Source organism: Sphingobacterium sp. E70 (assembly GCF_019285695.1).
Taxonomy (GTDB): Bacteria; Bacteroidota; Bacteroidia; order Sphingobacteriales; family Sphingobacteriaceae; genus Sphingobacterium; species Sphingobacterium detergens.
The window spans coordinates 2,531,680-2,557,731 of the sequence record NZ_CP079104.1 but is presented as its reverse complement, the minus strand read 5'-3'; the positions used below and the strand labels follow the sequence as shown (position 1 = coordinate 2,557,731).

The 26,052-nt window shown below is 42.0% G+C and carries 40 protein-coding genes and 3 pseudogenes; 25 read left to right on the top strand and 18 right to left on the bottom strand.

The annotated features are described in order from the left end of the window. Window positions 1–16 precede the first annotated feature (16 nt). Complete coding sequence (locus tag KUH03_RS18285) at window positions 17–184, top strand: hypothetical protein (protein WP_257095535.1); 168 nt, start codon at window positions 17–19, stop codon at window positions 182–184. Here the strand turns inward: KUH03_RS18285 and KUH03_RS18280 are convergent. Together KUH03_RS18280 and KUH03_RS18275 are read right to left on the bottom strand one after the other, a co-directional pair. Continuing rightward, window positions 181–567: an OmpA family protein gene (locus KUH03_RS18280; protein ID WP_257095533.1), complete on the bottom strand. Its 387-nt coding sequence runs from the start codon at window positions 565–567 to the stop codon at window positions 181–183. The two genes, KUH03_RS18285 and KUH03_RS18280, sit on opposite strands and share 4 nt — an antisense overlap. Further along, complete coding sequence (locus KUH03_RS18275; protein ID WP_257095531.1) at window positions 564–1,079, bottom strand: hypothetical protein; 516 nt, start codon at window positions 1,077–1,079, stop codon at window positions 564–566. Before KUH03_RS18275 ends, KUH03_RS18280 begins: the two co-directional genes overlap by 4 nt. Before the next feature lie 203 nt (window positions 1,080–1,282). Between KUH03_RS18275 and KUH03_RS18270 the strand changes: the two genes are divergently transcribed. The 3 genes from KUH03_RS18270 (at window position 1,283) to KUH03_RS18260 (ending at window position 2,631) form a co-directional block, all read left to right on the top strand. Next, window positions 1,283–1,468, top strand: coding sequence for a CsbD family protein (locus tag KUH03_RS18270; RefSeq protein ID WP_257095530.1), 186 nt, complete (start codon window positions 1,283–1,285; stop codon window positions 1,466–1,468). Window positions 1,469–1,723: 255 nt separating this feature from the next. Beyond that, window positions 1,724–2,092, top strand: a complete 369-nt coding sequence (locus KUH03_RS18265; RefSeq protein ID WP_257095528.1) for a DUF4625 domain-containing protein — start codon at window positions 1,724–1,726, stop codon at window positions 2,090–2,092. Beyond that, the gene (locus KUH03_RS18260) at window positions 2,011–2,631 is read left to right on the top strand and encodes a DUF4625 domain-containing protein (RefSeq protein ID WP_373564825.1); all 621 of its coding nucleotides are present in this window, start codon (window positions 2,011–2,013) and stop codon (window positions 2,629–2,631) included. The genes KUH03_RS18265 and KUH03_RS18260 overlap by 82 nt, the downstream gene beginning before the upstream one ends. A gap of 145 nt (window positions 2,632–2,776) precedes the next feature. On the opposite strand, the gene KUH03_RS18255 is transcribed toward KUH03_RS18260, so the two are convergent. The 3 genes from KUH03_RS18255 to KUH03_RS18245 all read right to left on the bottom strand — a co-directional run bounded on the left by KUH03_RS18255 (window position 2,777) and on the right by KUH03_RS18245 (window position 4,639). Then, window positions 2,777–3,199 (bottom strand): RICIN domain-containing protein, encoded by a 423-nt coding sequence (locus tag KUH03_RS18255; protein ID WP_373564824.1) that lies wholly within the window; start codon window positions 3,197–3,199, stop codon window positions 2,777–2,779. 142 nt (window positions 3,200–3,341) lie between these two features. Beyond that, window positions 3,342–3,719, bottom strand: a complete 378-nt coding sequence (locus KUH03_RS18250; RefSeq protein WP_257095524.1) for a hypothetical protein — start codon at window positions 3,717–3,719, stop codon at window positions 3,342–3,344. Then, window positions 3,662–4,639 (bottom strand): M60 family peptidase N-terminal accessory domain-containing protein, encoded by a 978-nt coding sequence (locus KUH03_RS18245; RefSeq protein WP_257095522.1) that lies wholly within the window; start codon window positions 4,637–4,639, stop codon window positions 3,662–3,664. Before KUH03_RS18245 ends, KUH03_RS18250 begins: the two co-directional genes overlap by 58 nt. Before the next feature lie 431 nt (window positions 4,640–5,070). Between KUH03_RS18245 and KUH03_RS18240 the strand changes: the two genes are divergently transcribed. Further along, a complete protein-coding gene (locus KUH03_RS18240) occupies window positions 5,071–5,571 on the top strand; it encodes a DinB family protein (RefSeq protein ID WP_257095520.1) in 501 nt (166 codons plus the stop codon). 47 nt (window positions 5,572–5,618) lie between these two features. Continuing rightward, window positions 5,619–6,086 (top strand): DUF1579 domain-containing protein, encoded by a 468-nt coding sequence (locus tag KUH03_RS18235; protein WP_257095514.1) that lies wholly within the window; start codon window positions 5,619–5,621, stop codon window positions 6,084–6,086. Between the two features lie 361 nt (window positions 6,087–6,447). Here KUH03_RS18235 and KUH03_RS18230 read toward each other — a convergent pair whose 3' ends face one another. After that, window positions 6,448–6,756, bottom strand: coding sequence for a hypothetical protein (locus KUH03_RS18230; protein WP_257095513.1), 309 nt, complete (start codon window positions 6,754–6,756; stop codon window positions 6,448–6,450). 1,048 nt (window positions 6,757–7,804) lie between these two features. Here KUH03_RS18230 and KUH03_RS18225 point away from each other — a divergent pair. From KUH03_RS18225 to KUH03_RS48735, 10 genes and pseudogenes are all read left to right on the top strand, one after another. Further along, window positions 7,805–8,398 (top strand): TlpA family protein disulfide reductase, encoded by a 594-nt coding sequence (locus KUH03_RS18225; RefSeq protein ID WP_257095511.1) that lies wholly within the window; start codon window positions 7,805–7,807, stop codon window positions 8,396–8,398. 228 nt (window positions 8,399–8,626) lie between these two features. Then, window positions 8,627–8,839, top strand: coding sequence for a hypothetical protein (locus KUH03_RS18220; RefSeq protein WP_257095509.1), 213 nt, complete (start codon window positions 8,627–8,629; stop codon window positions 8,837–8,839). Then, window positions 8,814–9,143, top strand: coding sequence for a TonB-dependent receptor plug domain-containing protein (locus KUH03_RS18215; protein WP_257095507.1), 330 nt, complete (start codon window positions 8,814–8,816; stop codon window positions 9,141–9,143). Before KUH03_RS18220 ends, KUH03_RS18215 begins: the two co-directional genes overlap by 26 nt. 26 nt (window positions 9,144–9,169) lie before the next feature. Further along, entirely contained in the window at window positions 9,170–10,501 is a 1,332-nt protein-coding gene (locus KUH03_RS18210; protein WP_257095505.1) for a hypothetical protein, read from the top strand. 34 nt (window positions 10,502–10,535) lie between these two features. Further along, window positions 10,536–10,751, top strand: a pseudogene (locus KUH03_RS48740) (TonB-dependent receptor domain-containing protein); the annotation flags it as partial. Between the two features lie 50 nt (window positions 10,752–10,801). After that, on the top strand, window positions 10,802–11,164 hold the full coding sequence (locus tag KUH03_RS18205; RefSeq protein WP_257095503.1) for a hypothetical protein: 363 nt from the start codon (window positions 10,802–10,804) through the stop codon (window positions 11,162–11,164). Then, a complete protein-coding gene (locus KUH03_RS18200) occupies window positions 11,121–11,531 on the top strand; it encodes a hypothetical protein (protein WP_257095501.1) in 411 nt (136 codons plus the stop codon). The genes KUH03_RS18205 and KUH03_RS18200 overlap by 44 nt, the downstream gene beginning before the upstream one ends. Window positions 11,532–11,614: 83 nt before the next feature. Beyond that, complete coding sequence (locus KUH03_RS18195) at window positions 11,615–12,043, top strand: RagB/SusD family nutrient uptake outer membrane protein (RefSeq protein WP_257095499.1); 429 nt, start codon at window positions 11,615–11,617, stop codon at window positions 12,041–12,043. Continuing rightward, window positions 12,040–12,480, top strand: a complete 441-nt coding sequence (locus KUH03_RS18190) for a RagB/SusD family nutrient uptake outer membrane protein (protein WP_373564750.1) — start codon at window positions 12,040–12,042, stop codon at window positions 12,478–12,480. Before KUH03_RS18195 ends, KUH03_RS18190 begins: the two co-directional genes overlap by 4 nt. 169 nt (window positions 12,481–12,649) lie before the next feature. After that, a pseudogene (locus tag KUH03_RS48735) lies at window positions 12,650–12,787 on the top strand (RagB/SusD family nutrient uptake outer membrane protein); the annotation flags it as partial. Between the two features lie 211 nt (window positions 12,788–12,998). Here the strand turns inward: KUH03_RS48735 and KUH03_RS18185 are convergent. The 6 genes from KUH03_RS18185 to KUH03_RS18160 all read right to left on the bottom strand — a co-directional run bounded on the left by KUH03_RS18185 (window position 12,999) and on the right by KUH03_RS18160 (window position 16,279). Continuing rightward, entirely contained in the window at window positions 12,999–13,373 is a 375-nt protein-coding gene (locus KUH03_RS18185) for a hypothetical protein (RefSeq protein ID WP_257095495.1), read from the bottom strand. A gap of 233 nt (window positions 13,374–13,606) precedes the next feature. Continuing rightward, window positions 13,607–14,272: an AraC family transcriptional regulator gene (locus tag KUH03_RS18180; protein WP_257095485.1), complete on the bottom strand. Its 666-nt coding sequence runs from the start codon at window positions 14,270–14,272 to the stop codon at window positions 13,607–13,609. Then, window positions 14,223–14,579, bottom strand: coding sequence for a hypothetical protein (locus KUH03_RS18175; protein WP_257095483.1), 357 nt, complete (start codon window positions 14,577–14,579; stop codon window positions 14,223–14,225). Before KUH03_RS18175 ends, KUH03_RS18180 begins: the two co-directional genes overlap by 50 nt. A 310-nt stretch (window positions 14,580–14,889) precedes the next feature. Continuing rightward, the gene (locus KUH03_RS18170) at window positions 14,890–15,858 is read right to left on the bottom strand and encodes a hypothetical protein (RefSeq protein WP_257095481.1); all 969 of its coding nucleotides are present in this window, start codon (window positions 15,856–15,858) and stop codon (window positions 14,890–14,892) included. 2 nt (window positions 15,859–15,860) lie between these two features. Continuing rightward, window positions 15,861–16,046, bottom strand: a complete 186-nt coding sequence (locus KUH03_RS18165) for a hypothetical protein (RefSeq protein ID WP_257095479.1) — start codon at window positions 16,044–16,046, stop codon at window positions 15,861–15,863. Window positions 16,047–16,060: 14 nt separating this feature from the next. Next, complete coding sequence (locus tag KUH03_RS18160; RefSeq protein WP_257095477.1) at window positions 16,061–16,279, bottom strand: hypothetical protein; 219 nt, start codon at window positions 16,277–16,279, stop codon at window positions 16,061–16,063. Between the two features lie 45 nt (window positions 16,280–16,324). On the opposite strand from KUH03_RS18160, the gene KUH03_RS18155 reads away from it, so the two are divergent. The 7 genes from KUH03_RS18155 to KUH03_RS18125 all read left to right on the top strand — a co-directional run bounded on the left by KUH03_RS18155 (window position 16,325) and on the right by KUH03_RS18125 (window position 20,455). Then, entirely contained in the window at window positions 16,325–16,555 is a 231-nt protein-coding gene (locus KUH03_RS18155) for a hypothetical protein (RefSeq protein WP_257095474.1), read from the top strand. A 20-nt stretch (window positions 16,556–16,575) separates the two neighbouring features. Then, the gene (locus KUH03_RS18150) at window positions 16,576–17,055 is read left to right on the top strand and encodes a response regulator (RefSeq protein ID WP_257095472.1); all 480 of its coding nucleotides are present in this window, start codon (window positions 16,576–16,578) and stop codon (window positions 17,053–17,055) included. Window positions 17,056–17,246: 191 nt separating this feature from the next. Beyond that, window positions 17,247–17,636, top strand: coding sequence for a hypothetical protein (locus KUH03_RS18145; protein WP_257095470.1), 390 nt, complete (start codon window positions 17,247–17,249; stop codon window positions 17,634–17,636). A gap of 61 nt (window positions 17,637–17,697) precedes the next feature. Continuing rightward, the gene (locus KUH03_RS18140; RefSeq protein WP_257095468.1) at window positions 17,698–17,964 is read left to right on the top strand and encodes a histidine kinase; all 267 of its coding nucleotides are present in this window, start codon (window positions 17,698–17,700) and stop codon (window positions 17,962–17,964) included. A gap of 1,352 nt (window positions 17,965–19,316) precedes the next feature. Continuing rightward, window positions 19,317–19,712: a hypothetical protein gene (locus KUH03_RS18135; RefSeq protein ID WP_257095466.1), complete on the top strand. Its 396-nt coding sequence runs from the start codon at window positions 19,317–19,319 to the stop codon at window positions 19,710–19,712. A 261-nt stretch (window positions 19,713–19,973) separates the two neighbouring features. Further along, on the top strand, window positions 19,974–20,192 hold the full coding sequence (locus tag KUH03_RS18130) for a DUF5675 family protein (RefSeq protein WP_257095464.1): 219 nt from the start codon (window positions 19,974–19,976) through the stop codon (window positions 20,190–20,192). Then, window positions 20,189–20,455, top strand: coding sequence for a DUF5675 family protein (locus KUH03_RS18125; protein ID WP_257095463.1), 267 nt, complete (start codon window positions 20,189–20,191; stop codon window positions 20,453–20,455). The genes KUH03_RS18130 and KUH03_RS18125 overlap by 4 nt, the downstream gene beginning before the upstream one ends. A 261-nt stretch (window positions 20,456–20,716) precedes the next feature. Here KUH03_RS18125 and KUH03_RS18120 read toward each other — a convergent pair whose 3' ends face one another. After that, the gene (locus KUH03_RS18120; RefSeq protein WP_257095461.1) at window positions 20,717–21,205 is read right to left on the bottom strand and encodes a hypothetical protein; all 489 of its coding nucleotides are present in this window, start codon (window positions 21,203–21,205) and stop codon (window positions 20,717–20,719) included. 3 nt (window positions 21,206–21,208) lie between these two features. On the opposite strand from KUH03_RS18120, the gene KUH03_RS18115 reads away from it, so the two are divergent. Beyond that, on the top strand, window positions 21,209–21,583 hold the full coding sequence (locus tag KUH03_RS18115) for a hypothetical protein (protein ID WP_257095459.1): 375 nt from the start codon (window positions 21,209–21,211) through the stop codon (window positions 21,581–21,583). 312 nt (window positions 21,584–21,895) lie between these two features. On the opposite strand, the gene KUH03_RS48730 is transcribed toward KUH03_RS18115, so the two are convergent. The 4 genes from KUH03_RS48730 to KUH03_RS48725 are packed head-to-tail and all read right to left on the bottom strand — an operon-like array spanning window position 21,896 to window position 24,241. Continuing rightward, a complete protein-coding gene (locus KUH03_RS48730) occupies window positions 21,896–22,177 on the bottom strand; it encodes a GldM family protein (protein ID WP_373564749.1) in 282 nt (93 codons plus the stop codon). Continuing rightward, a complete protein-coding gene (gene gldM, locus KUH03_RS18110; RefSeq protein ID WP_373564748.1) occupies window positions 22,159–23,433 on the bottom strand; it encodes a gliding motility protein GldM in 1,275 nt (424 codons plus the stop codon). Before gldM ends, KUH03_RS48730 begins: the two co-directional genes overlap by 19 nt. Before the next feature lie 30 nt (window positions 23,434–23,463). Beyond that, window positions 23,464–24,012, bottom strand: coding sequence for a gliding motility protein GldL (gldL, locus tag KUH03_RS18105; RefSeq protein WP_257095457.1), 549 nt, complete (start codon window positions 24,010–24,012; stop codon window positions 23,464–23,466). Continuing rightward, window positions 23,942–24,241 carry a hypothetical protein gene (locus tag KUH03_RS48725; RefSeq protein WP_373564747.1) on the bottom strand — a complete coding sequence of 100 codons (300 nt, stop codon included), beginning with the start codon at window positions 24,239–24,241 and terminating at the stop codon, window positions 23,942–23,944. The genes gldL and KUH03_RS48725 overlap by 71 nt, the downstream gene beginning before the upstream one ends. Window positions 24,242–24,727: 486 nt before the next feature. Here KUH03_RS48725 and KUH03_RS18100 point away from each other — a divergent pair. Next, window positions 24,728–25,710 (top strand): annotated as a pseudogene (locus KUH03_RS18100) (endonuclease/exonuclease/phosphatase family protein). Window positions 25,711–25,718: 8 nt separating this feature from the next. Here the strand turns inward: KUH03_RS18100 and KUH03_RS18090 are convergent. Beyond that, window positions 25,719–26,024: a DUF4249 family protein gene (locus tag KUH03_RS18090; protein ID WP_373564823.1), complete on the bottom strand. Its 306-nt coding sequence runs from the start codon at window positions 26,022–26,024 to the stop codon at window positions 25,719–25,721. Window positions 26,025–26,052 lie beyond the last annotated feature (28 nt).

Below are 26,052 nucleotides of genomic sequence, written 5' to 3'. Positions count from 1 at the left end.
TCAAGTCCGTTCCCATATGATCAAATATGGCGACATGGCGCTTTCAGTCTCCGAAAACACCGTATGGCTGTATCTGTGCAGTTTATTTGACCTTAACCAGTTCTACGCGACGGTTTTTAGCTCTGTTGTCTTCAGAATCGTTGGCGACAAGCGGGCGTTCGGCGCCGTAACCTTTGGCGCTTAAGCGTGATTTGTCGATTTTTGACCCACTAATGCTGTCAGCACGGCATTTGCACGCTCATCGGAAAGCTTTTTATTGTGCGCTGCATCACCCGTATTGTCCGTATGTCCCTCAATAGCGATTTTGAGGGTAGGATCATTTTTTAGTGCTTCGGCAATCTGAATGACCAGGTCAGTGCCCCCAGTTGTAATGCTGGATTTGTCTGTATCGAAGGTGATGTAAACAATTGATTTTCCGGTCTCAGAAAGATCCTTCGTGATATCTTCAGCCGTGATTTTCCGAATCGTTTGTTTAAAATTATTCTCCTGTAGTATGTTGAGTTTGGCACCGGCATTATTCGCCGTATACTGGATAAAAATATTGCCCTGATTTTTGCTGCGGATCACGTATACACGGATCTGTTCATCGGCATATCCGATATCTCCCTCATCGCCCTTATGGGGATCTTGTTTATGGTAACGTTCATACTCTTCGCTTGTGATGGTTCCGTCAAAAACTTTAACGGCTCCGATCGAAGCAAGATAATCCTCCATGCTTTTTCAAAATAACGTTGCGAATATTGAGTACCCTGTTCATTGGTGATATTCGCTTTATAAAGCCTTCCTTCGTACGGTTTCATGATGCCATTGATCGCAAAAAAGCAGACATCAAAATCCTTATTAATGGGCTGGTTCATCTCCTTATAGCCTTTTGGGGGAGTAAAGAAGGGAAATACGCCGATATCAGCGTCTGAGTAAGGGATACTAGCGAGATCCAGCGTAGCTGTAGTGTCAATTTTAGCGGGCTTCTCAGTTGTTGATGTATCTTGTTGTGCAGGTGGTGCCGTGGTTTCTTTTGGCTTTTGATTACAGGAAGCCATAATCGCTGCGAGTGCAAATAATACTACTGTTCTTTTCATGATCTGTTCTTTTCTTTTTTGAATTGACAAATTTTGTGCCTAAAGCTTTTCCGACTTTTGTTTTTTTATTGGCCTAATGAATTACTGTATAACAATTCGGAGTCGATGCAAAAAGCTGCTGATTTTAACATTTTATAACATTATTCTTTAAACGATTCTGGCTGTAGGCTGTTCTATTCATAAACAACGAAAGGAAAAATATTATGAGTGAATTAACATGGAAAGGCCGTTGGAATGAAATCAAAGGCAAAGTAAAGCAGCAATATGCAGATCTTACGGATGATGATTTATTGTATGCAGAAGGCAAAGAAGATGAATTGCTAGGTAAACTTCAGAAGAAGACTGGAAAAACACAGGATGAGGTAAATAGTTGGTTAAACGGTTTGTAGAAATAAGTGTTTTTTTGTGATAATAGGAAGGCGGTTAACAATGATGTTATCCGCTTTTTTTCGTGCCCAGATTTCCGTGTCTAGGTTAATTTGATTAGATGTGCTGAATTAATAATTAATGCAACTGTATTGCTTTTATTTGTGCGATTGTTATATTTGCACCTATGTTGCATTTGTGTTTGCCGAACAAAAAGATTTTAATCCTTTCTCCTTGGCAGTATGAATAAAACAGCAAAATGTATAAAATCAAAACATATGACCAAGTCAGTAAAAATTCTTCTCGCAATCACGCTCATCTCTGGACTATTTGTTTCTTGCAAGAAAGATAAACAAGAGTCCGAAATTACTCAGCCTACAGCTGAAAATGTCGAAATCGGTTATGCAAATAACAAGCAGGCAATTAGAGGCCGCGATTTTCATTTTAATGCAGATCTCCTTGCCGGAGATAAAATAGAATCTGTTCAGGTCAAGATTTTGCCAAAGGCTGGGCAGACCTATACCTCACCATGGAAAATAGAAATCGCCTGGGATGAGTTTAAAGGATTAAAAATGCCAATGTACATAAACATTTTACCATTCCACAGGAAGCACCCGAGGGAAGATATGATTTCTTCTTCATTGTAAACGATGTAAATGGATCGAAGCTTGAGCTAAGAGAAGATTTTCAGATCTTTGATGCTGCTAATATGCCTGTCGATCCCGTCGTGGACCGTGATATCTTTTCCCGAAACGATGATATGGTTTACTATATGGGTACCTATGCTGAGACCCCGATAGTATTCAAAAAAGGGGATAAGTTTACAGCTCGAGCACAGATTAAACAAATACAGGGTGACGGCATCTTATATACAGCATTGATCAAACGGACGCTGAACCACTTTCCTGAAACCGTTGATAAGCTGGATCTCACGAAAGCTATAATTATTTCCAAAGTGGAGCATAAAGATCTAGGGCCAGCATCTAAAGTTAACACGTATAAGCTAGCCAATGGTGCGATAAGTGGTGATGATATTATTATCGGTGCGGAAAAAGACGGTTTGGGCAATCAAATCACTGGCGACCGACAATGGCAATCTGGTCAGTACAATCTTGTCATTCTATATAAGAACACAACGTTTAACATGAGTACCTTTAAGTCCATCCCCATTACCATAACGTATTAAAATATTCGATTTTATATATAGCCCTTATCCTGAAAAGGATAGGGGCTTTTGGGGCGCAGATATTATCCTAGAAAATTCTGAGATGACACATAGCGTAATTGGCAGTTGTAAGAGTCTGTTAAAAATTCATATTGTTAGGCCGAACTTAAAGCTTTACAAATTTAAATTTCTGATTGTTCCCAGTTCCTGCAGTCCAAATTTGGACTTTTGTTCCGTTGGAAGTATTTGAACTATAGATATCTAAATAAGAGTTTGTCCCGACACTGGATTTCAAGGAAATATAACCATTTCCGCTATTCAACGGCGTCCATTTTTGGGATGCGCCACCATGGTACGTATAAACAATAATCTGTGTGCCATTACTCGCACTTCCACCTTGTACGTCCAGTACTTTGGTGCTGTCTGCGGAAGATCTGAATACAAAAGTCCCGTCTGACTGTTTCCGTGCGATAAACTTTTGATTGTTTGACGCTGGCGTGTTCTTTGACCACAGCGATACGAGTGTGCCATTTGATGGTGCACTGCTGTTCACGTCGATCACACTGGAGTTGTTCAGAGCAGTTAAAATTTGGTAGATCGCGCCATTTTCTAAAATTGGCCTTTCACTATCTGTGAATAGGAGGGATCAACAACGGGCTTAGGCAAATTGAGATTTGCTATTTCAGTGTATATTGTTGGATAATTAAAACCCCATTTTTTAAAGAAAACAGTTAGATCGTAACCCGATATTTCGCAAGCCTTACGCATAAAATATTGATGTTTAGCTGTTGCATTTGCCAGCGTTGGTTTTCCTGTCTTACGATTTTATGTAAGTTATGATAAAAAGTATCTCCAAAGGCATATTTCAATTGGATCAACATTGCAGATCCTAGATATCGGCTTCCTTGCACCCCGCCATCTCCCCATATCGTACTGTAGTCCCTTTCGGCATCCGGTTTATTGAAATAAGCAGCTACGCGTGTCCAGATCGTTGACCAAGCGCCATCACGACCGATTTTATTTGCAGGTAATCCCAAGTTAATATTTGCTGCTACAGCATAAAAATCGGCCATGATCTCGGCATGCCAGTCCCATTTTTGCTGGTGCATATGTCCTGACTCATGTTTCTGGAACCAATAGACATAGCCATCTGTCTCAAAAAGTTTGACACGTAGGAATATCCAGTAGAATAGTTTCCGGCAAGTGCTCCCGCAAATGCAGGTTCCATAATGGTCATGGTATGTGGAATGGGATAGGGCTGATGTATGGCTGAAGAACCATCCAGACCACTCAAACGCTCTTCAGTATCCCAAGCCTCATCAATTTTTTGAATGATATTGTTGTTATTTTGATTGCTAAAAGTATTGTTACTTCTGGGCATTACTAAAAAAACGTTTTGTCCGACAAAAAGAAGATCTTGTACGGCAGTATCAGCGGCTGCAATAGTTGCGGAAAATGCAGATTGAACCGTACGGTTTTTTATATACGTCGGAGTCTTTCTAATATTACCTGAAAAGGTAAGCTTCGAAGTACTCGAAGGTGTATTTGCCGTTCCATATCTTATCCATAGCGATCCTCTTTTAGTAGCAATGATCGTATTGTTCCCTTCCTGTAGCTGTACTTCCTGTGGAGAGGAGTCTTTTCCTAGCCTTTTGTAGGTGCCGACAAGTAATTTGGGTAAAGTGGCGCCTGTGGTTTTTTGAACATTAATTTTCAAGGTATCACCTGGCTTGGCATAAAAACCTGTCGGCAAATAATCAGAAGGTAAGAATGATAGCGCTAACCGATCTTTGGCTGTTGCAGCTGCCGGATATTCCGAAAAGATTTGGGTACCCTGACCGAGAGAATCGATTTGGTAATATGGATTTGTCGGTACGCTACCGTTGTTCAGGTCAACGACGGTAGCTTTCTTATTTGCTGACACGGCTGAATCCAAAGAATCTAAATTTTCTTTCTTACAGGCACTGACTGCAAGGAGACAGACGCTGAGGCTATAAAAGAGCCTTTTGGTTAATTTAATTGAAGTCATAATTTTTAGTTTATAAGGTTTAAGTTATGATAATTTCATTTGAAATTAAATAAATACTTGAAAGCGAGTGCGTTTGTAAAACGTTTTTCTGGCTTTATAGTTGATTTAAATCGATTGTTTAATTTTTTCTTTTTACATCTGAACCCTAGGTATCGTAAGATGTATTGCGTCTTTTAAAAAAGGGTATATTCAAAGAAAGGGCTAGCCAATTGACGGTTTATTGGATTTATGAAGTAGTGATCAGTTATATGTTCAGTCTACATGAAAAGTATTAATTTTCTGACGTATCATTTTATTGGTATAGCTTCAAATCATAAAATTTACTATATTTAATTGGTTAATAGCCAGTGTTTAGTGAGGTTCGGCTGTGCGGTACGCGTCTTTTAATATTTCGCATTTTTAATTATTATTAAATAGAAAATAAGAACAACATGAGTCTAAAAACATCCATTACAAACAGTGTTGATTACAACATTTGGGTCACCGAACAGTTGGTTGCTTGGCTGAGGAACCATCCTGAGGAGTTGTTACAAAAGGAATGTCCATCCAGCTTTACCAGTATAGCAAAAACACTCAAACACATTAGCGATACACAGTTGTATTGGTCATCGATGATCCGTGAGACGGCGACACCAAGCTTTGACTATATCGCTACATCGGTGGATGTTGAAACTGAAATGAACAACATCGTTAACGAAGCCAAACTTTTAGCGGCCTACGTAAAGGAAAATAGTGAAGCAATGAACGAGCCCCATCTCATCGAATCACAATGGTTCTCTTCTAATTTTCCCAAGTATGAATACCTCCAACATTTAATTATCCATACAACCTATCACCGCGGTCAGATAGTTACCATAGGGCATCATGTAGGTGTTCTGAAAGCGCCTATGCTGGATTATAATTTTTGGAATGTGATGCGGCAGCAGCAATAGGGTGTAATATCCTTCGGAATGTGTTTGGAGGTATAACGGAAATAACTATGAAGCTAATAGACATAAATAACAGATACATTGGAGATTGGAAAGGCAACCATCGGTTGATTCTAAGTTGGCTGCCCGATCCTGATTTTAATTCGAATTCAAATTTAGCTATCAAAGCTGTCGCCAATAATAAATTTCTGATGTTGACTTATACTTGGTATCATGAGGGTATGGCCCAGGAGGGAGTACTGTTGATAGGCAACAATAACAACGAAGCAGAAGTTACAGCTTCGTGGATTGATTCCTGGGGTATGGGTGGAAAGATCATGAATTGTTATGGTACGATGAATGAGGCGGGAGATATCTCCTTAAGAGGTTCTTATGAAGTGCCCGATAATCCCGATTGGGGTTGGCGAATTGATATTCCGTTACCCACTGATCATAACCTTCAGATAAAAATGTACAATGTCTCGCCAGATGGTGAAGAATTCTTAGCCGTCGATGCAAATTATACGTTTGCTAGCTAGATGATTAATTTGCCTTATTTGGATAAAAATAGGAAATAAAATGGAAACACGTTCCAAGGCGGATCCATCTGTCGTAATGACTTTACCAGTAAAGATTTTTTGAGCCAGGACGACACCATATGTACTCAGCAAGCTTACTAGTATGAGCATACATCTTTTCATATAAAGACGTTTTTTAGCGTTAGCTAGTCGCTATATATCACTTGTTGTCGACTTTTAACACACATAATTCTTTATTGATAAACTTGAGGCTCTCATTCAATAACATTCAATAAATGTAAGGAACTTAGGCTTTCCTCCAAATTGGAAGGATCAGGCTCCTTGAGGGATAAAAATTAAGCCTCCTGATTTACATCTGAGCCTAGCTATCAGTAAGTTTTTCTTTATATAGTTGTTCAAATGCGGTTTTGGACGTTATACCTTGGGATTTTGCAATGGAAAAAACCTCATAAGCATAAAAATCATCTGCTGTTAGATTTAGTACTTTCGTAAATCTTGTATTTTCAATACATGCTTTTTCTGAAACGTCCGCTTGTGAAGAGACAAATTGAGCAATAAACTCTTGGTATTTGTTTAAGGTCTTCTCTGCTCTCATTTTGTCTTTTGTTTTGTTAAGAATTTTTTTGAGCGGAGTTCGCAATTTCGGATAATGCATATTCACTGTCTTCATCAAAATTATTTGATAAGAGAATTACAGCTTTGTAAAAGACTCTGCCTTTACTGTTGATAAATCACTATTTAATTGCAATGAATCTAAAGGATATTTATTTGAGAGTATAGATTCAAATTCTTTATTTAAGGTTTTTAAATTTATCAAACTTCATTTTGTAGTATTTGTTATAGAGTTATTTGTGTTTAAATCGCAATTTAATTTGCGATAATAGTTTTTATTGTTATCTTTGTTCATAATCAGTTCGCTGATTGTAGTCTCGACAGAAAAACTAGCAATTTTACAGACGCGAGACCACTGGGAGTTTTATCCCTACTTTTGCCTATATTTGCAATCGTAGGATAGGCTCCTGCTGGATGCTGCGTCGTGGTCTTTGCTAGTACCCTCTGTCAGTTGAAGGCAGGAGCCTATCTTATATATCTCCACTTTCTTCCCATGAGACTCTTGTTGATAAACCAACTATTTAATTATGAAGCACAACGAGTCAAGTACATCATCAGCACGAAGACGAATCAAGGATCAGCTAAGTCAACTTGCAGCACTACTGCTCATCAAGAACAAATACAGTCCACCAGAGTAGTATCAAAGAGCTTAAAATCAACAATGCGCAATACCTACAGTATTAAAATGCACATTAAGAAAGGCTCAAAAGCCGTACTTATTGGCATAATGTTGTTGATTTTGCCGGCCTGATTTTTTCAAGATCGATGCCCGACAATTGCCTGATCCTCCATTCTTTTATTCTAGCACCTTAAAAGTACGGAATTCGCAAGTCAGATGCAAAGTTTTAGAAAAGAAATATATAGAATTTCTATAAACAGGGTCGGTTTTTCATTTTTCCAACGGATGCGGTATCGTCTCTATCAAATCATGTGTAATTGTCCTGCACCGCATCTGTAGACCTATTAATAGTTCTATTTATTTACCGGAGTGGCTCAGGCCAGACCCTGGGATGATATTGCTGATTCCGATCGGACAGGATAATCCTTGCCTTAGACCACTCCATTAAAACTTAAAAAATGAGACATTTTTTAGGGCAGGAGAACTCTTGCCCAATCCGAAGACAATCAAACTGTATAGTGCCCTAATATCTATCCTATGGTTTTCTATGTTTAGTTTATCGGCTCAGACGCCCCGCAAGGACAGCGGGGCCGATGGGCCTAGTCATACAGATCCGGTCATGCTCGGGTTTAGAGTGCCCGAGGAGTTTTGGTCCACCCAATTTACAGTTTTTGAGAATGGTACTTATAAAAAGCAGACGCTGGAGAGATATCGCGGTAAACCGTTAATCTTAGATTTTTGGGCCACTTGGTGCACTTCCTGCATGCCTAATTTTCCTAAACTAGATCGCTTTAAAGAGCGCTATGGAGATGATATTAATTTTCTGCTCGTCAATAGTTATGATCGTGATACGGCAAAAGTAGTTGATATCTTTGTAGGTGAAAAATATGCCAAATACCGTACAAAAACACCTTCCATACTATTTGATAGCTACTTAAAGCAACTATTCCCACATCAGGCTGTACCGATATTTATTTGGTTGGATGACTTTGGGCGCTTAGGCGCAACATCGATCTCCGACTTTCTCAATGAGAACCAAATCGAAGTGTTGACCAATAAAAGGAAAGGTAGGAAGAAATGAGACCGATCCTTGTACTATTGATCCTGCTGTTTATAAGGGATGTATTCGGTCAGGTATCGCTATCGGGTAAGGTGCAGAATGAGGCGGAGACCCCATACCACAGGCTATGCTCCGTAATAGCGCAAATGAATTATTGGCGACCACAGACAATGCTGGTTTTTTTCATTCAATGTATTAAAACTGCCAGTCCTGATCAATAGCAATAAGTTTGGATACATTTCCGATACGTTGCTGGTGACAAACGTCGCACCCCTTAGTATTGTGCTCAAACGAAATCATATACAGCTGGACGAAGCAGTGGTGTATAGTGATGGATTTCAAAAATTGCCAAAAGAAAGAGCTACTGGTTCTTTCGAACAGCTGAGTGCTGAATTGCTGAAAAGAAGGGTGTCAACTTCTATATTAGGACAATTGGATGGGGGCGACTGGATTGCAGTTTGATAATCGAAATAGAAGCGCGCAGCTAAATATTCGCGGTCTAAACTCGTTCTCAGGGGCCAACATAGCACCGTTGATTGTCGTTGACAATTTTCCTTTTGAAGGCTCGCTGGATCAGATTAACCCTAATGATGTCGAATCCGTTACTTTGCTCAAGGATGCAGCCGCCACCTCAATCTGGGGAGCGAGGGCTGGAAACGGTGTAATCGTTATTACCACGAAAAAGCAAATAGTAGATTTCAGGCCACTTTTTCTTCCAGTTGGACTCTTCAGGCTCCTGAAGATCTTTATTATACGCCAATTGTAAAAGCCGCTGATGCCATCGATGTCGAAATGATGCTGTTTGATAACGGGCATTATAACAATCTCTTTACTAATCCACTTTCGCTAAGAAAGATCGTTCCATCGCCTGTGGTCAGTATGCTGCAGAAAGCCAAAACCGGCGAGATATCCCATGAGGCAGCGATGCTGTATATCGATGGGTTGAGGGGTAATGATGTGCGTAAAGATAAAGAACGATTTTATCGATGGGGTGGCCTGCAACAGCATTATCTGCGTATAAATAATGGCTCACCTCGGTCTGATCATAGTCTGTCAGTTGGGTGGGATAGATCACTGGCAAATGAATTGATGAAAAGCGATGACCGCATAAGTCTAAGGCAGAATAATCTATTTCGGATTGGTGGTCGACTGCAGATCCAGGCGGATCTTTCCTATGCCACCAAGATGTTGAGATCTTCGCTCGGGATAAGTAACTATGTTACTTATCCGTATACGAGGCTTTTTGACGATAATAGCAATAGCATCATGGTGCCTTATTTATTAAACCCGGATTACGTAAAGAGCCTGACCAAAAGTAAACTGATGGATTGGACACTAAATCCTTTTGATGATTTGGGACAGAGTCAATCCCGGGGTAATATTGATCATATGGCTGCAAATCTGACCACAACTTACAAACTGATGGAAGGGTTAAATATGAAACTATTGTATGGATTGGAAACCCAAAAGTCTAAAGGAAGGGCGCTGTACGAAGAGAATAGCTTCTTTTCCAGGGACCTTATCAATAGATTCACACAGGTTGATAAGGACGGAAATGTAAAATATATTGTGCCAAAAGGTGCTATCGAAGACCGATCGTACAACGAGATGGTCGGACATCGTGTAAGAGCGCAGCTAGATTACGATAAAAATTGGAACGATACGCACAAGCTCAACCTGCTCATAGGATCCGAATGGAGCGATCGCCAGTCGCAGGGCAATTCGTACCGTAATTATGGACTGGATACGGATGTATTGACCGTAAAGAAAGTGGATTATGTCAATTCTTATCCAACTTATGATAATTTGTATAATAATGCTTACATCCCGTATAGTGGCTCCAACAGTGCAAGCGTCCAGCGATTTATATCGCTCTATGCAAATGGAGCATACGCCTATAAGGGGAAATATATATTGACCGGATCTATGCGCAAGGACGGAGCAAATAAGTTCGGGGTAGTGACCAACGAGCGCTGGAATCCGCTGTGGTCAGCGGGAGCAGCCTGGAACTTGTCAAAGGAAACATTCCTGAAAAACTACACCTGGTTAAATAATCTGCGTATTCGAGTACCTACGGTACTAGTGGTAATATCAGCGTTGGAGCGACTCGTGATCCGATTATGACCTATTCCAGTGCTGCTAATTATACAAACTATCCATTTGGTATCATCTCTACTCCCCAAACCCTTATTTAAAGTGGGAAGAGGTACGGACGTGGAATAATGGACTGGATTTCGCAATTCTTAAGAATAGAATTTCAGGTTCGTTTGAATGGTATGACAAATGGTCTATCGATCTGATCGCACCGGATCAGATCGATCCGACGACAGGATTCGCAGAGGTACAGCGTAATATTGGTAAAATTAGGGGTAAAGGTTTTGATGCCAAAATTGAAATTTCGTCTCCTATAACAAGTCGCCTGCAGTGGCGTACTACAATAGGCTTTCTAAGTCGAGTACTGTGGTCAAAGAATATAAAGGCGCACTATATTCGTCTTCTGTGTATGTTGAAAATAACGGTGGAATCATCAATCCGATTATTGGAAAAGAGATGTATCCGATTTTCGCTTACCGATTTGCAGGGTTAGACCCCGAAAATGGCGACCCGCAGGGTTATCTAAAGGATGACTTATCTAAATCCTATACCAAAATGATGAACGATTCATTGCAGTATATGCGATATTATGGTAACGCACTGCCCAAATATTATGGCTTTTTAGGGTATGATTGCTTGGAAATCACTGGTGGTTACATTCTCTGTCAATTACAAATTTGGACACTACTTTAAGAAAAACACAGTGAGCTATGCCGGTACGTCTATCGTGATGGGCGGACATAGTGATTATTACGACCGATGGCAGCAGCCTGGTGACGAAAAGAGGACGACCGTGCCCTCCATGATCTATCCCGGAGATGCGAATAGGGACAGATTTTATCGATATTCCGAAGCTAATGTCTTAAAGGGAGATGTAATCAGGCTACAGGATATCCAGTTGAGCTACGGCCTTACCAAGGTACCGCTGCGGTTTACGGCGTCGGTCAATAATGTGGGGATATTATGGCGGGCCAATAAAAATGGATTGGATCCGGATTATTTTGCTACTCCACCCAGTCGTATTTATGCAATAGGTGTTAATTTAAACTTACAAAAATGAAAATGATATCTTATTGGTCAAGAATTGCATGCACTGTATGCAGCTGTGCAACACTGTTTTTTCTACATTCCTGCAATAAATTTTTGGATAAAAAGGCAGAGAGCGCGCTGGTGATCCCTAATTCATTGCCAGCGCTACAGGCTTTGCTGGATAACAATAATATAATGAATATCTATATGGGATCTGGGCTGGTAGAGGTTGGAGCAGATGATTTTTATATATCTGGGGCTTCGTATAATGCGCTCTCCGAACTAGAAAAGCAAGCCTATACTTGGCGGCCATATGCATACCTCACAGTTGCGGAAAGAAATATGAATTACTCAAATATATACCGTGTAGTCTTTAATGCAAATACGGTACTGGAGCAATTAAAGAAAATAGATGGTGGCAGTAGTGAGATTTATAATTCCATTAAAGGGTCGGCACTTTTTTTCGGGCATATGCATTTTATCAATTGGCTCAAGTATATTGTGAAGCTTATAAAAGTGGCGATGCTGAATATAACAAGTTGAATCTCGGAGTGCCAATAAGGTTAACGCCAGACTTTGAGGAAAGATCGGTCAGGTCTTCTCTAGAAGATACCTATGTCCAGATAGAGAAAGATTTAATGGAAGCTGTCCAACTACTGCCGGACAGATCGGAAACTGCAATGCGTCCTTCAAAATTGGCTAGCTTGGCTATGTTAGCCCGCCTTTGTCTTACAATGGGCGCTTATGATAAATCTCTTCTTTATACTGATCGTGCATTGAATATAAATGATATTCTCATGGATTATAAGGATAGAAATTTTCAAAGTGCGACACCATTTGAGATCTTGAATCCGGAGACGATATTTTTAAGTTATAATGCGACGGTGTTTGCAATAGACCCTAGCATAGCTAATGTCGACACAATACTATACCGCAGTTATGAGGATGACGACCTCAGAAAAGCATTGTTTTTAACCTAAAGTCAGACGGGACGGTGGCTTTTAAAGGTAGCTATATCGGATTTTATAATTCTGTATTTTTTAATGGTATTGCAACGGATGAGCTTTATCTCATCAAGGCTGAATGCCTTGCACGACAAGGCCGGCTTGACATGGCTAAAGCTGCCTTAAAATCCTTACTGGATAAGCGATATCGAAATGGATTTATCTTTCCTGGGGGATACAGCTACAGGATGAGGTCTTGCGCTATATTCTCAACGAACGACGCAAGGAGCTTTTATTTAGAGGGTTGAGATGGACGGATATCAGGAGGTTGAATTATGATAAGCGGTTTAAAAAAGATTTAAGGCGAAATTTTTGTTGGATGGGGAGTGGAAGGCTTATGAGTTACCCGCCAATGATAAGAGGTATGCTTTTCAGATTCCTGATGATGTGATCCAGCTGTCGGGTATACAGCAGAATCCACTTTAACAAAAACAGGTGCTATCCTACTTATTTGGATAGCACCTGTTTAAATACCTCTTGTCTAAGTGTTTCACTTAGTTTGCACGAAAGGACTCGACTGTTTCGTTTGGAGTACTTGATGCAATAGCTGATTGAATGCGTTGTTGTACGCTTTGACCCGTTCCTGGTACCATGTAATTCAGATCTATAATACCCGAGTTGGGACTTGTTTCGGGCGCGTTTAAATTACAAGCCGTTTGTGCCAAACCGGGACATGTTGAACTTTTACCTTCCGAATATTGTTCAGCATTTGTAGGATCATTGTTTGAAGGATTCGTCGCTCCGTCAAAATGCCATTCCTTAAGTTCAGGATCCACTTTATTTACTTTCACTTCTTCCTTTTTATCGTTCGCATTCGCTCCGATAATAATACCTGCGATCAAGGCTCCTGTTCCCAGTGTGCCAATCACTTTTTTACTACTTTGTTCATGTTTCTATGTTTATAATTTTAAAAAAGTTACCTATCCTTATTATCCTCCTGGATCGGCCGTGGAGTTGTTCCTATTGACCGGCCGGTACTACCTGAGCTCAGCCGATCTGTTATCTTATACCAAAGTTAGCGCGGTAATTTTCCATGGATGTATGACTTTTCGGTAGGCCATTGTATGATTTTTCGATCAATAGCTATCGGTCGCCCTCATTTCTATCGGTACCGTAGTCCCCGGAGCGACTCCTGTCTGCTTCTGGAAAAAGTCGAGAAATTTTGCTGATGTCCATAGCCACAATAATTGGAAACCTCTTTGACAGAATACCCTATGAGCAACAAATTTTTGGCCTTTTGGATTAAGAGCTTATTCCAGGTCTGCTTTGGCGTTTCACCGTACGTCGACTTGTAGACTTTGCCCAGTTTACTGATGTCCGTATCCAGTGCATCGGCAATGGCCCGGATCGAACAGTAGCTAAAGGTCTGCAGTACCTGATCGCTGATCATCTGTAAGGCGCGTTCGGCCAGCAGCTCATCCGGATTGATCTTTTCATGCCCCTCAAAATTTTTGTAAATAGCAATATCGTACAGGTCATAGACGAGCTTGATCGCCAGGGCTTCGTTGTCCTTATGATACTTGAAAAAATGTGTTTCAATCTGGGACAGCTGATAGCGGGTCCGCTCTTTGATAGGCCAGATGGCACTCTGATAAAACCGATCTTTATCCCGTAAATGGGCGGATCTGAATTCAGATAGAAAATGGCGCTCCTGGTATATGGCGGGTCTTATATAGCCTATGTCGACCAAAACGCCATATACCAGATACTCGCCGGGGCTAGGTCTGTATGGAGAGCCCCATTGGGAATATAGATATAGCTGGTGCATGCGGAGGAAGCGCTGCCCGGCTGTTACCTGATGCTTGCTCAAGTATGATTTCGGTAGGTGAATGGAGATTGTACAGCAGGTGGTAATCTGCTTTACACGTTTCGATGGATAGCCTGTTGGGTACTTGCACATGGGCCTGCAACCGGTAAAAAATGACGCTATGATAGTCAATGTATTCTTCGACAAGCTGAATGCCTGAATCCTCATACCGCTGTAGCGCTGAATCGGCCAGCTTGGGCAAAAAGGCTTTCACTTGATGGCTAAATTGGTCTACTTCGGGAAGCCTAAAATGGAATGTTTTTTTCATAAATTTTGGTTATTTAATGTGTTTGTTATTACCTCCTTCCTTTGTATCGAGATCCGCTGTCGCTGTTCGCACCTGTAACGTTAGCTCGGTGGTCTCAAGAGGTTTTATAATTGGCTTGGCAATGCAATGTAAGAGGGGATGGTCCCAGGCACAGAGGTTGTACCAGATCATCACACAGGAAAATGGATCAAGCCCATCGTCAGGGCTATACCTATGTGCATCAAGATGATGCCGGTACTGATGTAGATGCGGCTCCTGCGATTGATCCAGAGCAATGGGTATCCCAATTCTAAAAGCAGGGTGGCGATTCCTAGTCCTGCCCAGATAGTCGCAAACTGCTGGGCAGATTCGGGAATAGTAAACAATGCTGGGCCCAAGGGTTGCTGTATGGCTTTCCATATCGCTTCCCATTCCACCAGGTGGGGCCAATGGCTTTACCCAAGCCTGCAAAAAAATACACGAAAGTAAGCTGTAACCTAAAAACTGTGGACCCAAGTCTGGCCCATCTTTGGTGAGGTAGGCCACGACTTTCTAAACAACAGAATATGAAGCCGGTAAACAAACCTGTCTGTGCGAGATAATCTGCTCCGTAGCTCCAGGTATAGTTGGCGATAAAAAAGATAATGCAATATAATGAGCCCCAGCATTGCGGCTCTGCAATAGTGGTCAAAAACAAGGCTAACCCGCAGATGATGTACAGCAAGCCAAAGAAATGGATCCATTCTAGGCTGGCTAGCGTGTACTCCGGTAAATTGGCAATCAGGGTGTGGATAGATGGTGTATCTGGTCTTTGCTGCCATGAAATGCTGTGCTGGTCCAGGAAAATACCCTGGCCAAATAGCATACTGAGGTCTGGCCATAGCCGCCACATGTCTATGGCCAATAGTAGGCCTAGTCCCCTAAACATAATAGGTAGGATCGTATCGGCGCTTAGCTGTTCTTCCTTGTTCATAACCTTAATTTTTGATATACTCAAAAAGAATAATGTATTGGGATGAAAGGAGCTGCTCATCTTTTGGCCTAATGCTGGTATATATTTCGTTATTAAACGACATGAAATGCTGTCGGTAGTCACAATATCGGACAGACTGCCTGTTAGGTTGCTGATTGATGCACGCACCTGATCCTGTAGGTAGGACTGACTGCTGTCAAGAAATGACGAGCCTGATTGAAGATAGCTGTTGAGCCGGAGCATACCGGTAGCACTTTGTATCCGTGGTTCGCCCAGGAAGGTTTGGCTTCCTTCTTGATACTGGATGTATTCAAGCTGCACCTGCATGCCTACGCTGGGACCATAAAATGTATACCCCCACTGAGACCTGCGAGATCCTGATAGCGGGCAACATACCTGAATAGTTCGGGCAAACGATCCGGAAGCTTAAAAATGATGCAGAGATTATAGGCTGATGCCATACTGAAATGCATGACACAGCCTAGTACAAAAATCAGCCTTAACATACGTTTCACTAGAGCAACTGTTGTTATTTAAGTTGATTTGCCAACTGTTCTTTTGGCGAGGCTGGGAAGAATAAGCGGGTAGATAGTCCATCTGGAATGGGGTGATCCAGCGCTTCCAAGTGCAAATAATTTGCGTTTGTTCTGTCCTGTACAGGTGCAGTAGTCGAAGAGGAAGGAATCACATCGGTTGCGAAAAATAGCCCTACGCCAATTAGATAAAAAGATAACTTGAATTTTGTCATGATAATGTGTTTTAATTATTTATTTCTTTAAATTGATAAAATCAGGTGACAACGGGGGTTAACTATTTGTTTGTATCGGATGTAATTATTTACTTTACGGCTATAAGTATTTTTGTGACCAACCGACATAAACCTATTATGCGCAAATTTCCTGTGGTTATAATCGATGATCTGTATGGGGCACTGGAGGATACTGCCGCCGTATTGGAAGAGCTTGGCTTGTTTGAGATAGCGGGTAAGTTTACCTCCGTTAAAGATGCCGAACTGCATTTTTAAATGCGGATGAAAAGGTCTATATGATTTTCTGTGATATTGAAATGCCCGAACATTCAGGCTTGGACGCTATTAAAAGGCTCCGTGATTATTGTTCCCACTTTGTTTTTATTACGGGGTATGCGGAGGAATATGCTTTACAGGGGCATAAAGTGTATGTTGACGGCTTCTTGTCCAAACCAATTGAGGAGGATGAACTGCTGGGCTTATTGAAACATTTACAGCATAAAGCGCCCGCTAGTAACGCTGGTCGGGATATGAGAGTCGTATCCACGATCTTTCTGGATGTTGTAGATCCTAATAGTGAACTCCATCTTGCGCGCAGGAGTGGCCCGCCCATGCGAAAGCATCCGGAAAACAAAAGGACATATGAAAAATTCCAGTCGCACTTGCGAAAATTGCTTATTTGGAAAAATCAAGTAATTATATTCATTTTTACGGGCTTAGGCCGGATGACCAGTTTGTCTTGCTGGGTGTGCTCAATAAAAGGATGCTGGACATAGAAGATACCCTCCGACAGGATCCGAGATTTGTCCGGGTTACCCCGTCAGTATTCATTAATATAAACTATGTTAAAAAGTGCTGCTGGAAGGCGTTTATATCGGACCAAAATTCCAGCCTGTTTCACGATCACGTGCGGAGGAACTCCATAAACGATTGAAGCTAATGGATCCCGGTTTCAAATGGTCAGGTCATGCCGGCTAGAAAACAATTTATGCTGACCTGGCTCAAAAACATCGTACTGTGTATGACGATTGTTTTTGCGCTGGCTTATGTCTTTCTGATCGTGCCCACAGCATTTCAGGACTGGCGTGATCAGCTGGTCGCTTTGCTGCTGAGTACAATGGTTTATGGCCTGTCCCGCTATGTCCTGCTGCCCAATATATTCAAATGGTCTCGATGCAACGCGTATCTGCTAGGTGTCTGGATGACTTTGGTCATGGCCTTTTTGTGGCGATTCCGATTATTTTCAGTCTGTTTACCGGAGCGCTGGTCTTTACTCCGGGAAATGGGAGATCTCCAACTTTTGGCCGGTTATATTCTTGATTCTGCCACCCATGTTGGTCGCTTTCTTTATGTATAGCTGGCAGTTTGGGGTCGATAAGTGGCTGGCGTACCGATCTGTGCAAATCAAGCTTGATGAGATGTCTTTAGATGCGCAAAAGTGGGAGCTGGAGGCGATCGCCAAACACCTTGATCCGCACTTTATCGGCAATAGCATGGCCACTATTCGTACCCTGATTAGGCAGTCTTCGGATCAGGCACTGCATGCGGTGGCGATACTGGGTAAGATCACTACCTTTTATTTAAAAATAGATAACAGGCCCTGGCTATCACTGCAGCTTGAAATGCTGATGATCGATAAATTGGTGAATCTATATGAATTTATAAAGCATCAAAAATTTATATAACGTATGAAAATTGTGTAGACGAAGACTTCTTAGTACCCAAAATGCTCCTGTTCAATCTGGTCGAAAATGCATTGCAATATGGCGAGACATCCGTGAAGACGTACCCTATACGCATAGTGATTACCATGGCAGAGGATAATAGGATGCGGCTTGCAGGTATCCAACCGAGTCGCCGCCAAACCGGTGACAGGTAAGATAAGTCACAATACAACGCTGCAAAGAATTGAGCGCCAGCTGCGGTTAATGGATCCGCAGCATGGCGTTCTGACGGTGTTTAATAATGAATCTGTATTTATGGTGTCGGTCTCTTTTTATCAGCATAGCCAATGCTGAAATAGAGCAGAAAAATGCGTAATTTAAAGCAATTATAAACCTTTACCATCCGTGGGTATTTCCTTTATTTCGCAGGGCTTGGCAGACCTTGAAATAGAGCTGATATTTCTTTGTTTCTGGAAATAACCCTACCTGTGCGTCGATGGTCTTAAACCCATAGACCATGAACCTAAGTGTATTCTTACATACATTAATAGATCGTATAGAAAAATTGACTAAAATTTTAGTCGCGATATACCGCCTGCTGATCACGTTGATCCTCATCCTTAAAGTAAAGAAAGTGGAAAAAAGCCACTACGCGAGCGTAAACTCTGGACACATACCGAAGTGACCGATTATCTCGGTATCAGCGTTTCGACTTATAAACGCCGTGTGCGGGAGGGGTTGCTCAATCCGATGACACTCACCGGCGATGACCGCTACTTTGAAGAAGATCTGATCGAGGCACTCGAACGGAGCAGGCTCAAAGGAAAAATATAAGTTCCGGACTTTTTTGAGGTGGAATACCCACAGGGAATAGTATTTCCGCGCCATACTTTTGCAGTCTTGCCAACCAAAAGTATGAAACAAACGCTTGACTGTTTGTTTTTTCTCCATGGCAGAAACGGAGAGTCAGTCGGCCGATTGAGAAATTCCCTTGACTGATTGGTGCAGTCAGGGGAATTTGCTGTTCAGTCACACGGAAATTTAAAACAAATACCCGTCTGTTTCATTTCCCGCCCGGGGAAATGAACTTTTCACTGGTCTGTTTGTGTCAGTCCTTGGATTGCGCGAATATTTCAGGGGACGGAATCGCTATTTTATTGTGCGAAGCTGAGCAGTCACACCGCAAAATCATCCCTTTCTAGCACTTTGCCGATCAGGTTGGCTCAAATAGGTTCAATTACGTTCAATCTGGGTCAAAACTTCATTTTCGGTCAGTTCCCATGATATGTTTGTGTCATTAGATAATCTCGCGAGGAATATTTAATCGTTAACAAACAGAATATTAAACAGACCTGCCCACATGCATAGTAGAAATGGGAGGTCATAATACAAAGATTATGGCAACAAAAATGAAGGCCCTGATTGGCTTTGGAAAAATGAAAGATGATGAACTAGTCATCAGCTGCAATACAATTATCGGTGCAATGACCGGCAATGCCAAGTACCCGGCACCGACGCCAGCATTGACGGATATACAGACCTTGTTGGATGATTTCACGGCCAAGCTGGCCATTGCCCGTAAACGTGGTTCGCCCGAAGATACTGCTCTCAAAGATGAGAGCCGTAGCCCGCTTATTGTGGTGATGCAGCAGCTCGGATACTACGTCAATTCGGTGGCTCAAGGCCATCTCTCTACGTTATTAAGTTCGGGATTCCCACCAATAGCACCTCCTTTGCCAATCAGGTGCCCCTCAAAGTGGACAATGTAAGGCTCTCGGACGGTCGGCAGTCCGGACAGGTGAAGCTGGACTTTGCGCCCCAAAAGATTGCGACCATTTACGAATACCGCTATCGCATCCGAAGGGATAATCCTTTGGACTGGGGCGACCGCTTTACGACCACTTCGTCAAGGAGTAACATTATCGCGCCCCTGGAAGTGGGTCAGTTCTACGAAGTTCAGGTGCGCGCGATCAATACCCAAGGGTAGGCGACTGGAGTGATTCGGCCAATATCCTGGTGCGCTAATGCATATGTTGCTCAAAAGAGTCAGACAGGGGAAAAATAGTACCCTGTCTGAATTATATGCAGACGGACTGTTTCAATGTTATGTCCTCGAAGACAGTATACGTGACCATAAAATCAAAGGACAGACCTGTATTCCTGCTGGAAGGTATAGTCTCGGGATCAACTATTGGGGCGGAATGAATACCGCTTATAAGAAGCGTTTTCCGGATATGCATCAGGAATGATCGAGATACAGCATGTACCAGCTTTCAGTAGTGTCTATATTCATATCGGCAATACGCATGCGGATACGGCCGGCTGCCTGTTGGTGGGTACTTACTTTCATAGAGACAAGCTCCGCGAAGACTATGAAGTCTATCAGTCACAGCAGGCTTACCAGAATTTATATCAAGTGGTGATCGATCATATAAAAAGCGGCAAGGTCATCCTATCTATCGAAAATAGGCTGATGGGAGGCAACTATGCCAGTTTGAGCCGGGGTGTGTAAATCACCAAAGGTGGCATAAGCCGAGTGAGAAGAGCTCATGAATACCGTTAAAATAAATACTTATAAATAATGCCTTAAAGAAAAAAGATGAGGCTAACACAAAATAAAAAAATATACGGATGAAAAAGTTAATTAATAAAATAGGAAAGGTATTTGGACTAGTACTTGCGGCACCGATAAAGCTGCCTGCAAAGGCATTAAATATCGTCCAGTATTTTTGCTGGGACTTGGGATCATCGAATCGGTCATAAACGAAGACGATCAGATGATAAGTGAAGGGGATAAGGATGAAATAGGACCGGAAGATAAGGAGGAGCGGCTAGGAAACAGGCCCAAGATATGCAAAGGGTAAGCCCCGCAGAGAAAGGAGCGATTGATGAAACTTAGTGATATACGGTTGTCGGCAATTGGTGGAACACTTTGCGGGATATGGGCATCTTTTTCAGTAGGTGACCTACTATACGGGGCATGCACGGCGCTGATAGGGACGCTGGTCAGTTTCCTGTTGAGCCGTCTTTTAAATCGAATATTCCGACGAAAATAGGAGCGGGGCATCTGCCGCGAGTAGATGCCCCAATTTGGACGGTAAAAGTATTTATACGCTTGATCTGTATTAGTACTTTTTATATTTCGATTGATACGGATCTTGTCTTGTGAAGGCTGCGATGGCATAAAGTTTGGATTTGACCTACCGATTTTAATAAAATTTTGACTTACATATACACGTGAACTATGAGAAAATTTATTCAAACTTTGGGATTAGGTATGCTTATTTTGACAGCGGTAATCAGCTTCACATCATGCAGCAAAGATGATGATCCTGCAGACAACAATCTTTTTATCGGTAAATATGAAGGGAAGATCGCATTTGACGACCTGAAGGATAATAGTAAGGATGTCGCTTCTGCAGATGGTACCATTACAGTAACAAAAACCGGTAATACCTATAACTTTGCTTTTGGCAATAGTATTCCCAATCTAAATGGTGTTGACTTCGAAGAGAAAGACAATGTGTTGATTAATATTGGCTCAGCGGGGACAGGAGTGATCCGCATTGATGCTGGCAAATTAACGATCGGTTATACCAAAGATGACAAGGTCTGGACAGCAGATTGCCAGCGTAAATAACAGGAATAGATTGAATTCTTTTTTGAGCCATTGCCATTTTGGGAATGGCTCTTTCTATGTGCATATCCCTTCAGTTAGTTTCTTTTGGCATAAAGAGGCTTCTTCAAGATATGCCACAATTCCTCCTCAGTAGACCGCTTATTGCCGCTTTTGAGCAGATTGAACCCACAGACAAACCATAGTCCTTTCCTCAAAAATGCATTTCGGTCTAACGGCTATGAATTCAGTTCTTTCTACAGGAGTGGATTTTTGTAAAAAAAGCCTTCTCCAACAAAGGAGAAGGCCTCATGTATAAATGTAGGGGTGATTTTTCTAATTTGCTGTCAATGCCACAGCATTGAGCTGTCTGGAGGTTCCATCTGGGCCCACCGCGACGATATTATCAAAGATAACACGAGTGCCTGGGACAATCCCATTTAAAGCCGATGACATGCTTGAGCTCAACTGACCGCCAGAGGTGGACAGTACGATCGCGTCGGCACGCGGTTTGGCGATAATCATGGTAAACTTGGTCACTTTGAACGTAGCGTCAAAATCAAAATTATCCAGTTTCGCAAATAGGGCATTTTGTGCCTTCAGCGCAACTGTTGCCATAGATCCACCCGTTTTCCTGCAAATTTAGCAATCGGGTCTGGGATTCTTTTGACACGAAACTCTGTTGAGCTCAGCGTCTGTGTTTTACCAGGAGCGATTTCGGCCGAGACGGAGATACGAGTTGTGCCGGGCGAACTTACCCGTACATTATATTTACCACCTCCTGCGCTGGATATACTGCCACCTCCGCTCATGTTCACATGAACTTTATCCGTAGGTGTTCCTGGAGCGGAAACCGATATGGGATTATTGACTCCGATATACAGTACATTCATTTTATCCGGAGATACCACCGCCGAAGGACGTGCGACCTGGTAGGTCTGCTGTGGAGTCCGGTATTCTTTAAAGGATCCATCTGTTTGTTTGACCTTGATCACGCCGGTCCAGCTAAAAATACCTTCCCGATTAGTCGGTACCGAGTAGACACCTTTACCATCGACAATCTGTAGGGCCGAACCGTTGACCGAAATAGCTGGTTCGGATTTGGAATCGGATGCAGTCAAAAAGACCTCGGCTTTGTACGGTTGGCCTTGTACCAGATAGGAGGTCGGTGCAACAGCTACAGCCGCAAATTTGTCCAGATTGACTACTGCCTGGTCCATTTTACCTAAGATAATCTTAACAACATCTGACTCTGCATTTTGTGCATCGGTCTGGATCTTTGTGAGGATGGTCATCGCTGCAGTTAATGGTGTGCCACTGCCAAAATTAATTTCTTCCCAGGATTTTTTGCCATTAACAGACTTTTCGGGGTTCTTGGCTTCCAGAGAGAAGGAGACCATTTTCTGCTCCTCCGGGGTAAGCAGTGCCAATAACTTGGCACGGGTGTCATTGATCTTATCCTTGAGGACAGTTCCTTTTTTCTCGTTGATCATCAGATTGGGTGAGATATCCTCATTTTCCCGTTTGACAAGATCTCCTTTTTCTTCATCGTAACCTCCGCCCTGTTTGACAAATTCTTCTTTCAGGGATAGAATATATTTATCCAGTTCGCCAATAATGGCCTGCGCCTTTTTAGCTTTATCGTAAATAGGTTTGGCACGTGCCGGTTCTTCTTTTAACTTGGTATTTTCAAATGCAGCGAACAGCTGTTGTACAGCTGTATTGACATTTGACTTGGATGTTTCGAGACTATTATTGATATTTTTGAATGCATCCAAGATGGAATCCGGTACATTGAGCGCTAATAAGGCCAATAGTACCAGATAGAGGATGCCGATCATCCGCTGTCTTGGCGTTTCTCTTCCTAATGCCATTTTTTCTAATTTAAGTAGTACAAGGGTAAATTATATACGCGGCTGGTTCATAGCACTGAGCATATTGCCGTAGATGGCATTCAATGCATTGAGGTTTTTAGCCAGCTTGCCGACTTCTTCCTTGAACGCTTTGGAGTCGTCCAGGGACTCGTTGAAGTTTTGCATGGTATAGCTCAGGTTCTCGTAAAACTTATTCATGGATTGTAGGTGTGATGCAGAGTCGCGTAGCTCACGTTCGTACATGGCATTCAGCTGCCCCAGATTGCTGGTCAGGTTTTTCACCTGATCATGGTAGTTTGCTGTATCACCAGATGTATTGGACATGGCCACGAGGTTTTCCGAAGCTTTTTCAAAAGCGAGGCTCAGGTTGTCAAATTTGGAGGTTGCTGTTCGGAGTTTCTGTGTAAATTCCTCTGTCGCCAGTGAAACATCAGACAGTTTGTTAATAGCAGATACCTTCTCGCTGAAGTCACGTAACCCGCGGCCCAAGTTTTCGATACTTGCTGGCTCAATATTGGCGTCTGCAAACATTTTGTCCAAAGCGGCTGTGGCAGATGGGCCTGCGGGCTGCGCAACCACTGCTTTGCCACGAACAGGAGTTCGCCATTGAAATTATCGTCCAATTCAGGATAGACACGGCTCCAATCTGGTTCTGGCGCTGGGGATTGAATCCCATTAGAAAAAAAAAAAGTAGTGCCTCAACCCCGAGTCCGATACCGATCATATAGTTGGCTGTACTACCACCGATATGGAGAATCTTGAAAAGTACCCCGATGATGACGATACTTGCTCCCCAGGATATGGCCACATTTAGCCATCTTGAATTGTCTTTTTCTTGCTCATAGTTTTTATGTATGTATTTGGTCTAATTTTTTTTTGAAAGTTTTATTTTCGTTTGACTTCATCTGTATAAAACGGATTTGTCTATTTAATAGTATAGCATTATGCCGATAGTATTTCATTTAGTGTTGATTATTTGATAGATCTGCTTGTTTCAAAAAATATACCAAAGATCCATGTAAGTCTAAACTCTACGTTCTTATTCAATCCATTTGAGATTTGAAATAGACTTTTTTAAATAAAATAAACGTTCGTTGGTCTCAATAGTTATATTGATCATAAAGTGATGTAGAAAGATAGAAAGCCTGTCACTGATATAAAAATATCCCGCTCAAGCAATATCTTTGTAAAGTAAATTTGAAATCAATATGCAGATCTTATTTCTTGTTTTATCAGGGTCTTGATCCTCCTTAGTTTACTGCCTTTTATCCGATGCCAGCACTGGATCTTTCGTGTGGCTGAGTTTGTGAAATTGCAGTTGCTGGTTTTTCAGGTGCCAGTGCTTGCCTGGGGATTTTATCTGCTTGCTGAATCACCATGGATTTGGGCAATACAGATTGTTCAGGCCTTGCTGATTGCTTATCATGTATTTATCCTGGTGCGTTACACTAAATTTTGGCGTAAGGATAAATACGAAAAAGGAAAAGATGCCTCGGATAGCATTAAAATTATATCTTGCAATGTGCTGCAGTTTAATAAAGAACATGAGCGTTTTATCGATTTGATCCGCAAAGAAGAACCCAAGATCTTCCTGACCATGGAAAGTGATGCGGTATGGGAAAAGGCTTTACGGGTATTGGAATCGGACTATCCGAATGCTGTCAAAGTTACCTTGGACAATACCTATGGGATGCATTTTTATACCAAGCTGAAAGTCAATAAAAGTCAGATTCACTATTTTGTTGCAGATGATATTCCAAGTATCGAAGTTGAACTGGAAACGGATGATGGCCATCGTTTTGTCTTTTTTGCGGTACATCCACCGCCACCGAGCCCTACGGAGGAAGAGAATTCCAAAGAACGGGATGGCGATCTGCTCAGTGTGGCAAAAAAGGTGCGCGATTATAAAATGCCCGTGCTGGTTACGGGGACTTTAACAATGTGGCTTGGGCCAGATCCTCCGTCTTGTTTAAGAAAACCAGCAAGCTGATCGATGCGCGGATAGGACGTGGGATCTTATCTACGTTCCATGCTAATTATTGGTTTTTTCGGGTGCCCTTAGATTTGCTTTTCCACAGTCCTAATGTATTTATTGATAAGTTGTTTATTTATCCTTCGGTCGGTTCGGATCATTTCCCCATGGGCTGTACCTTTTTTATCGACCGGTATTCGGATGAACAGGCTGAAGATATCGAACACCTTGAACAGGGAGAAATGTCCGAAGTAAACGAGCTTATCGTCGAAGGCCGTGAGGAGGAAAGTGATAATCGAAAGTAGGGCATACACTACCGCCCTATCTTTAGCTTATATTCTTTTAAAGAAGCAACTGAGAAATAACCCAGTGCATTGTTGGATATATTGGATTTGGGATTACCTGGGGCTGCATTACTCACATTATTATTTTGATATTCGTTCCAGTATCGATATGCTTTTTCATCCACACAGTAACGGCGAACGATGACCTCGTCGCCAGAGGATAAATCTGTCTCTAGGTCGGAGATGTAATGTGTCACTTTTAACCCGTCATTGAACTGGTCAGATTGCGCATCAGCAAAGCGAAATGGGCCATTATTGATAGATAAGGTGTAGATGTAATAATTGGAAACCTTGGCGGGATCT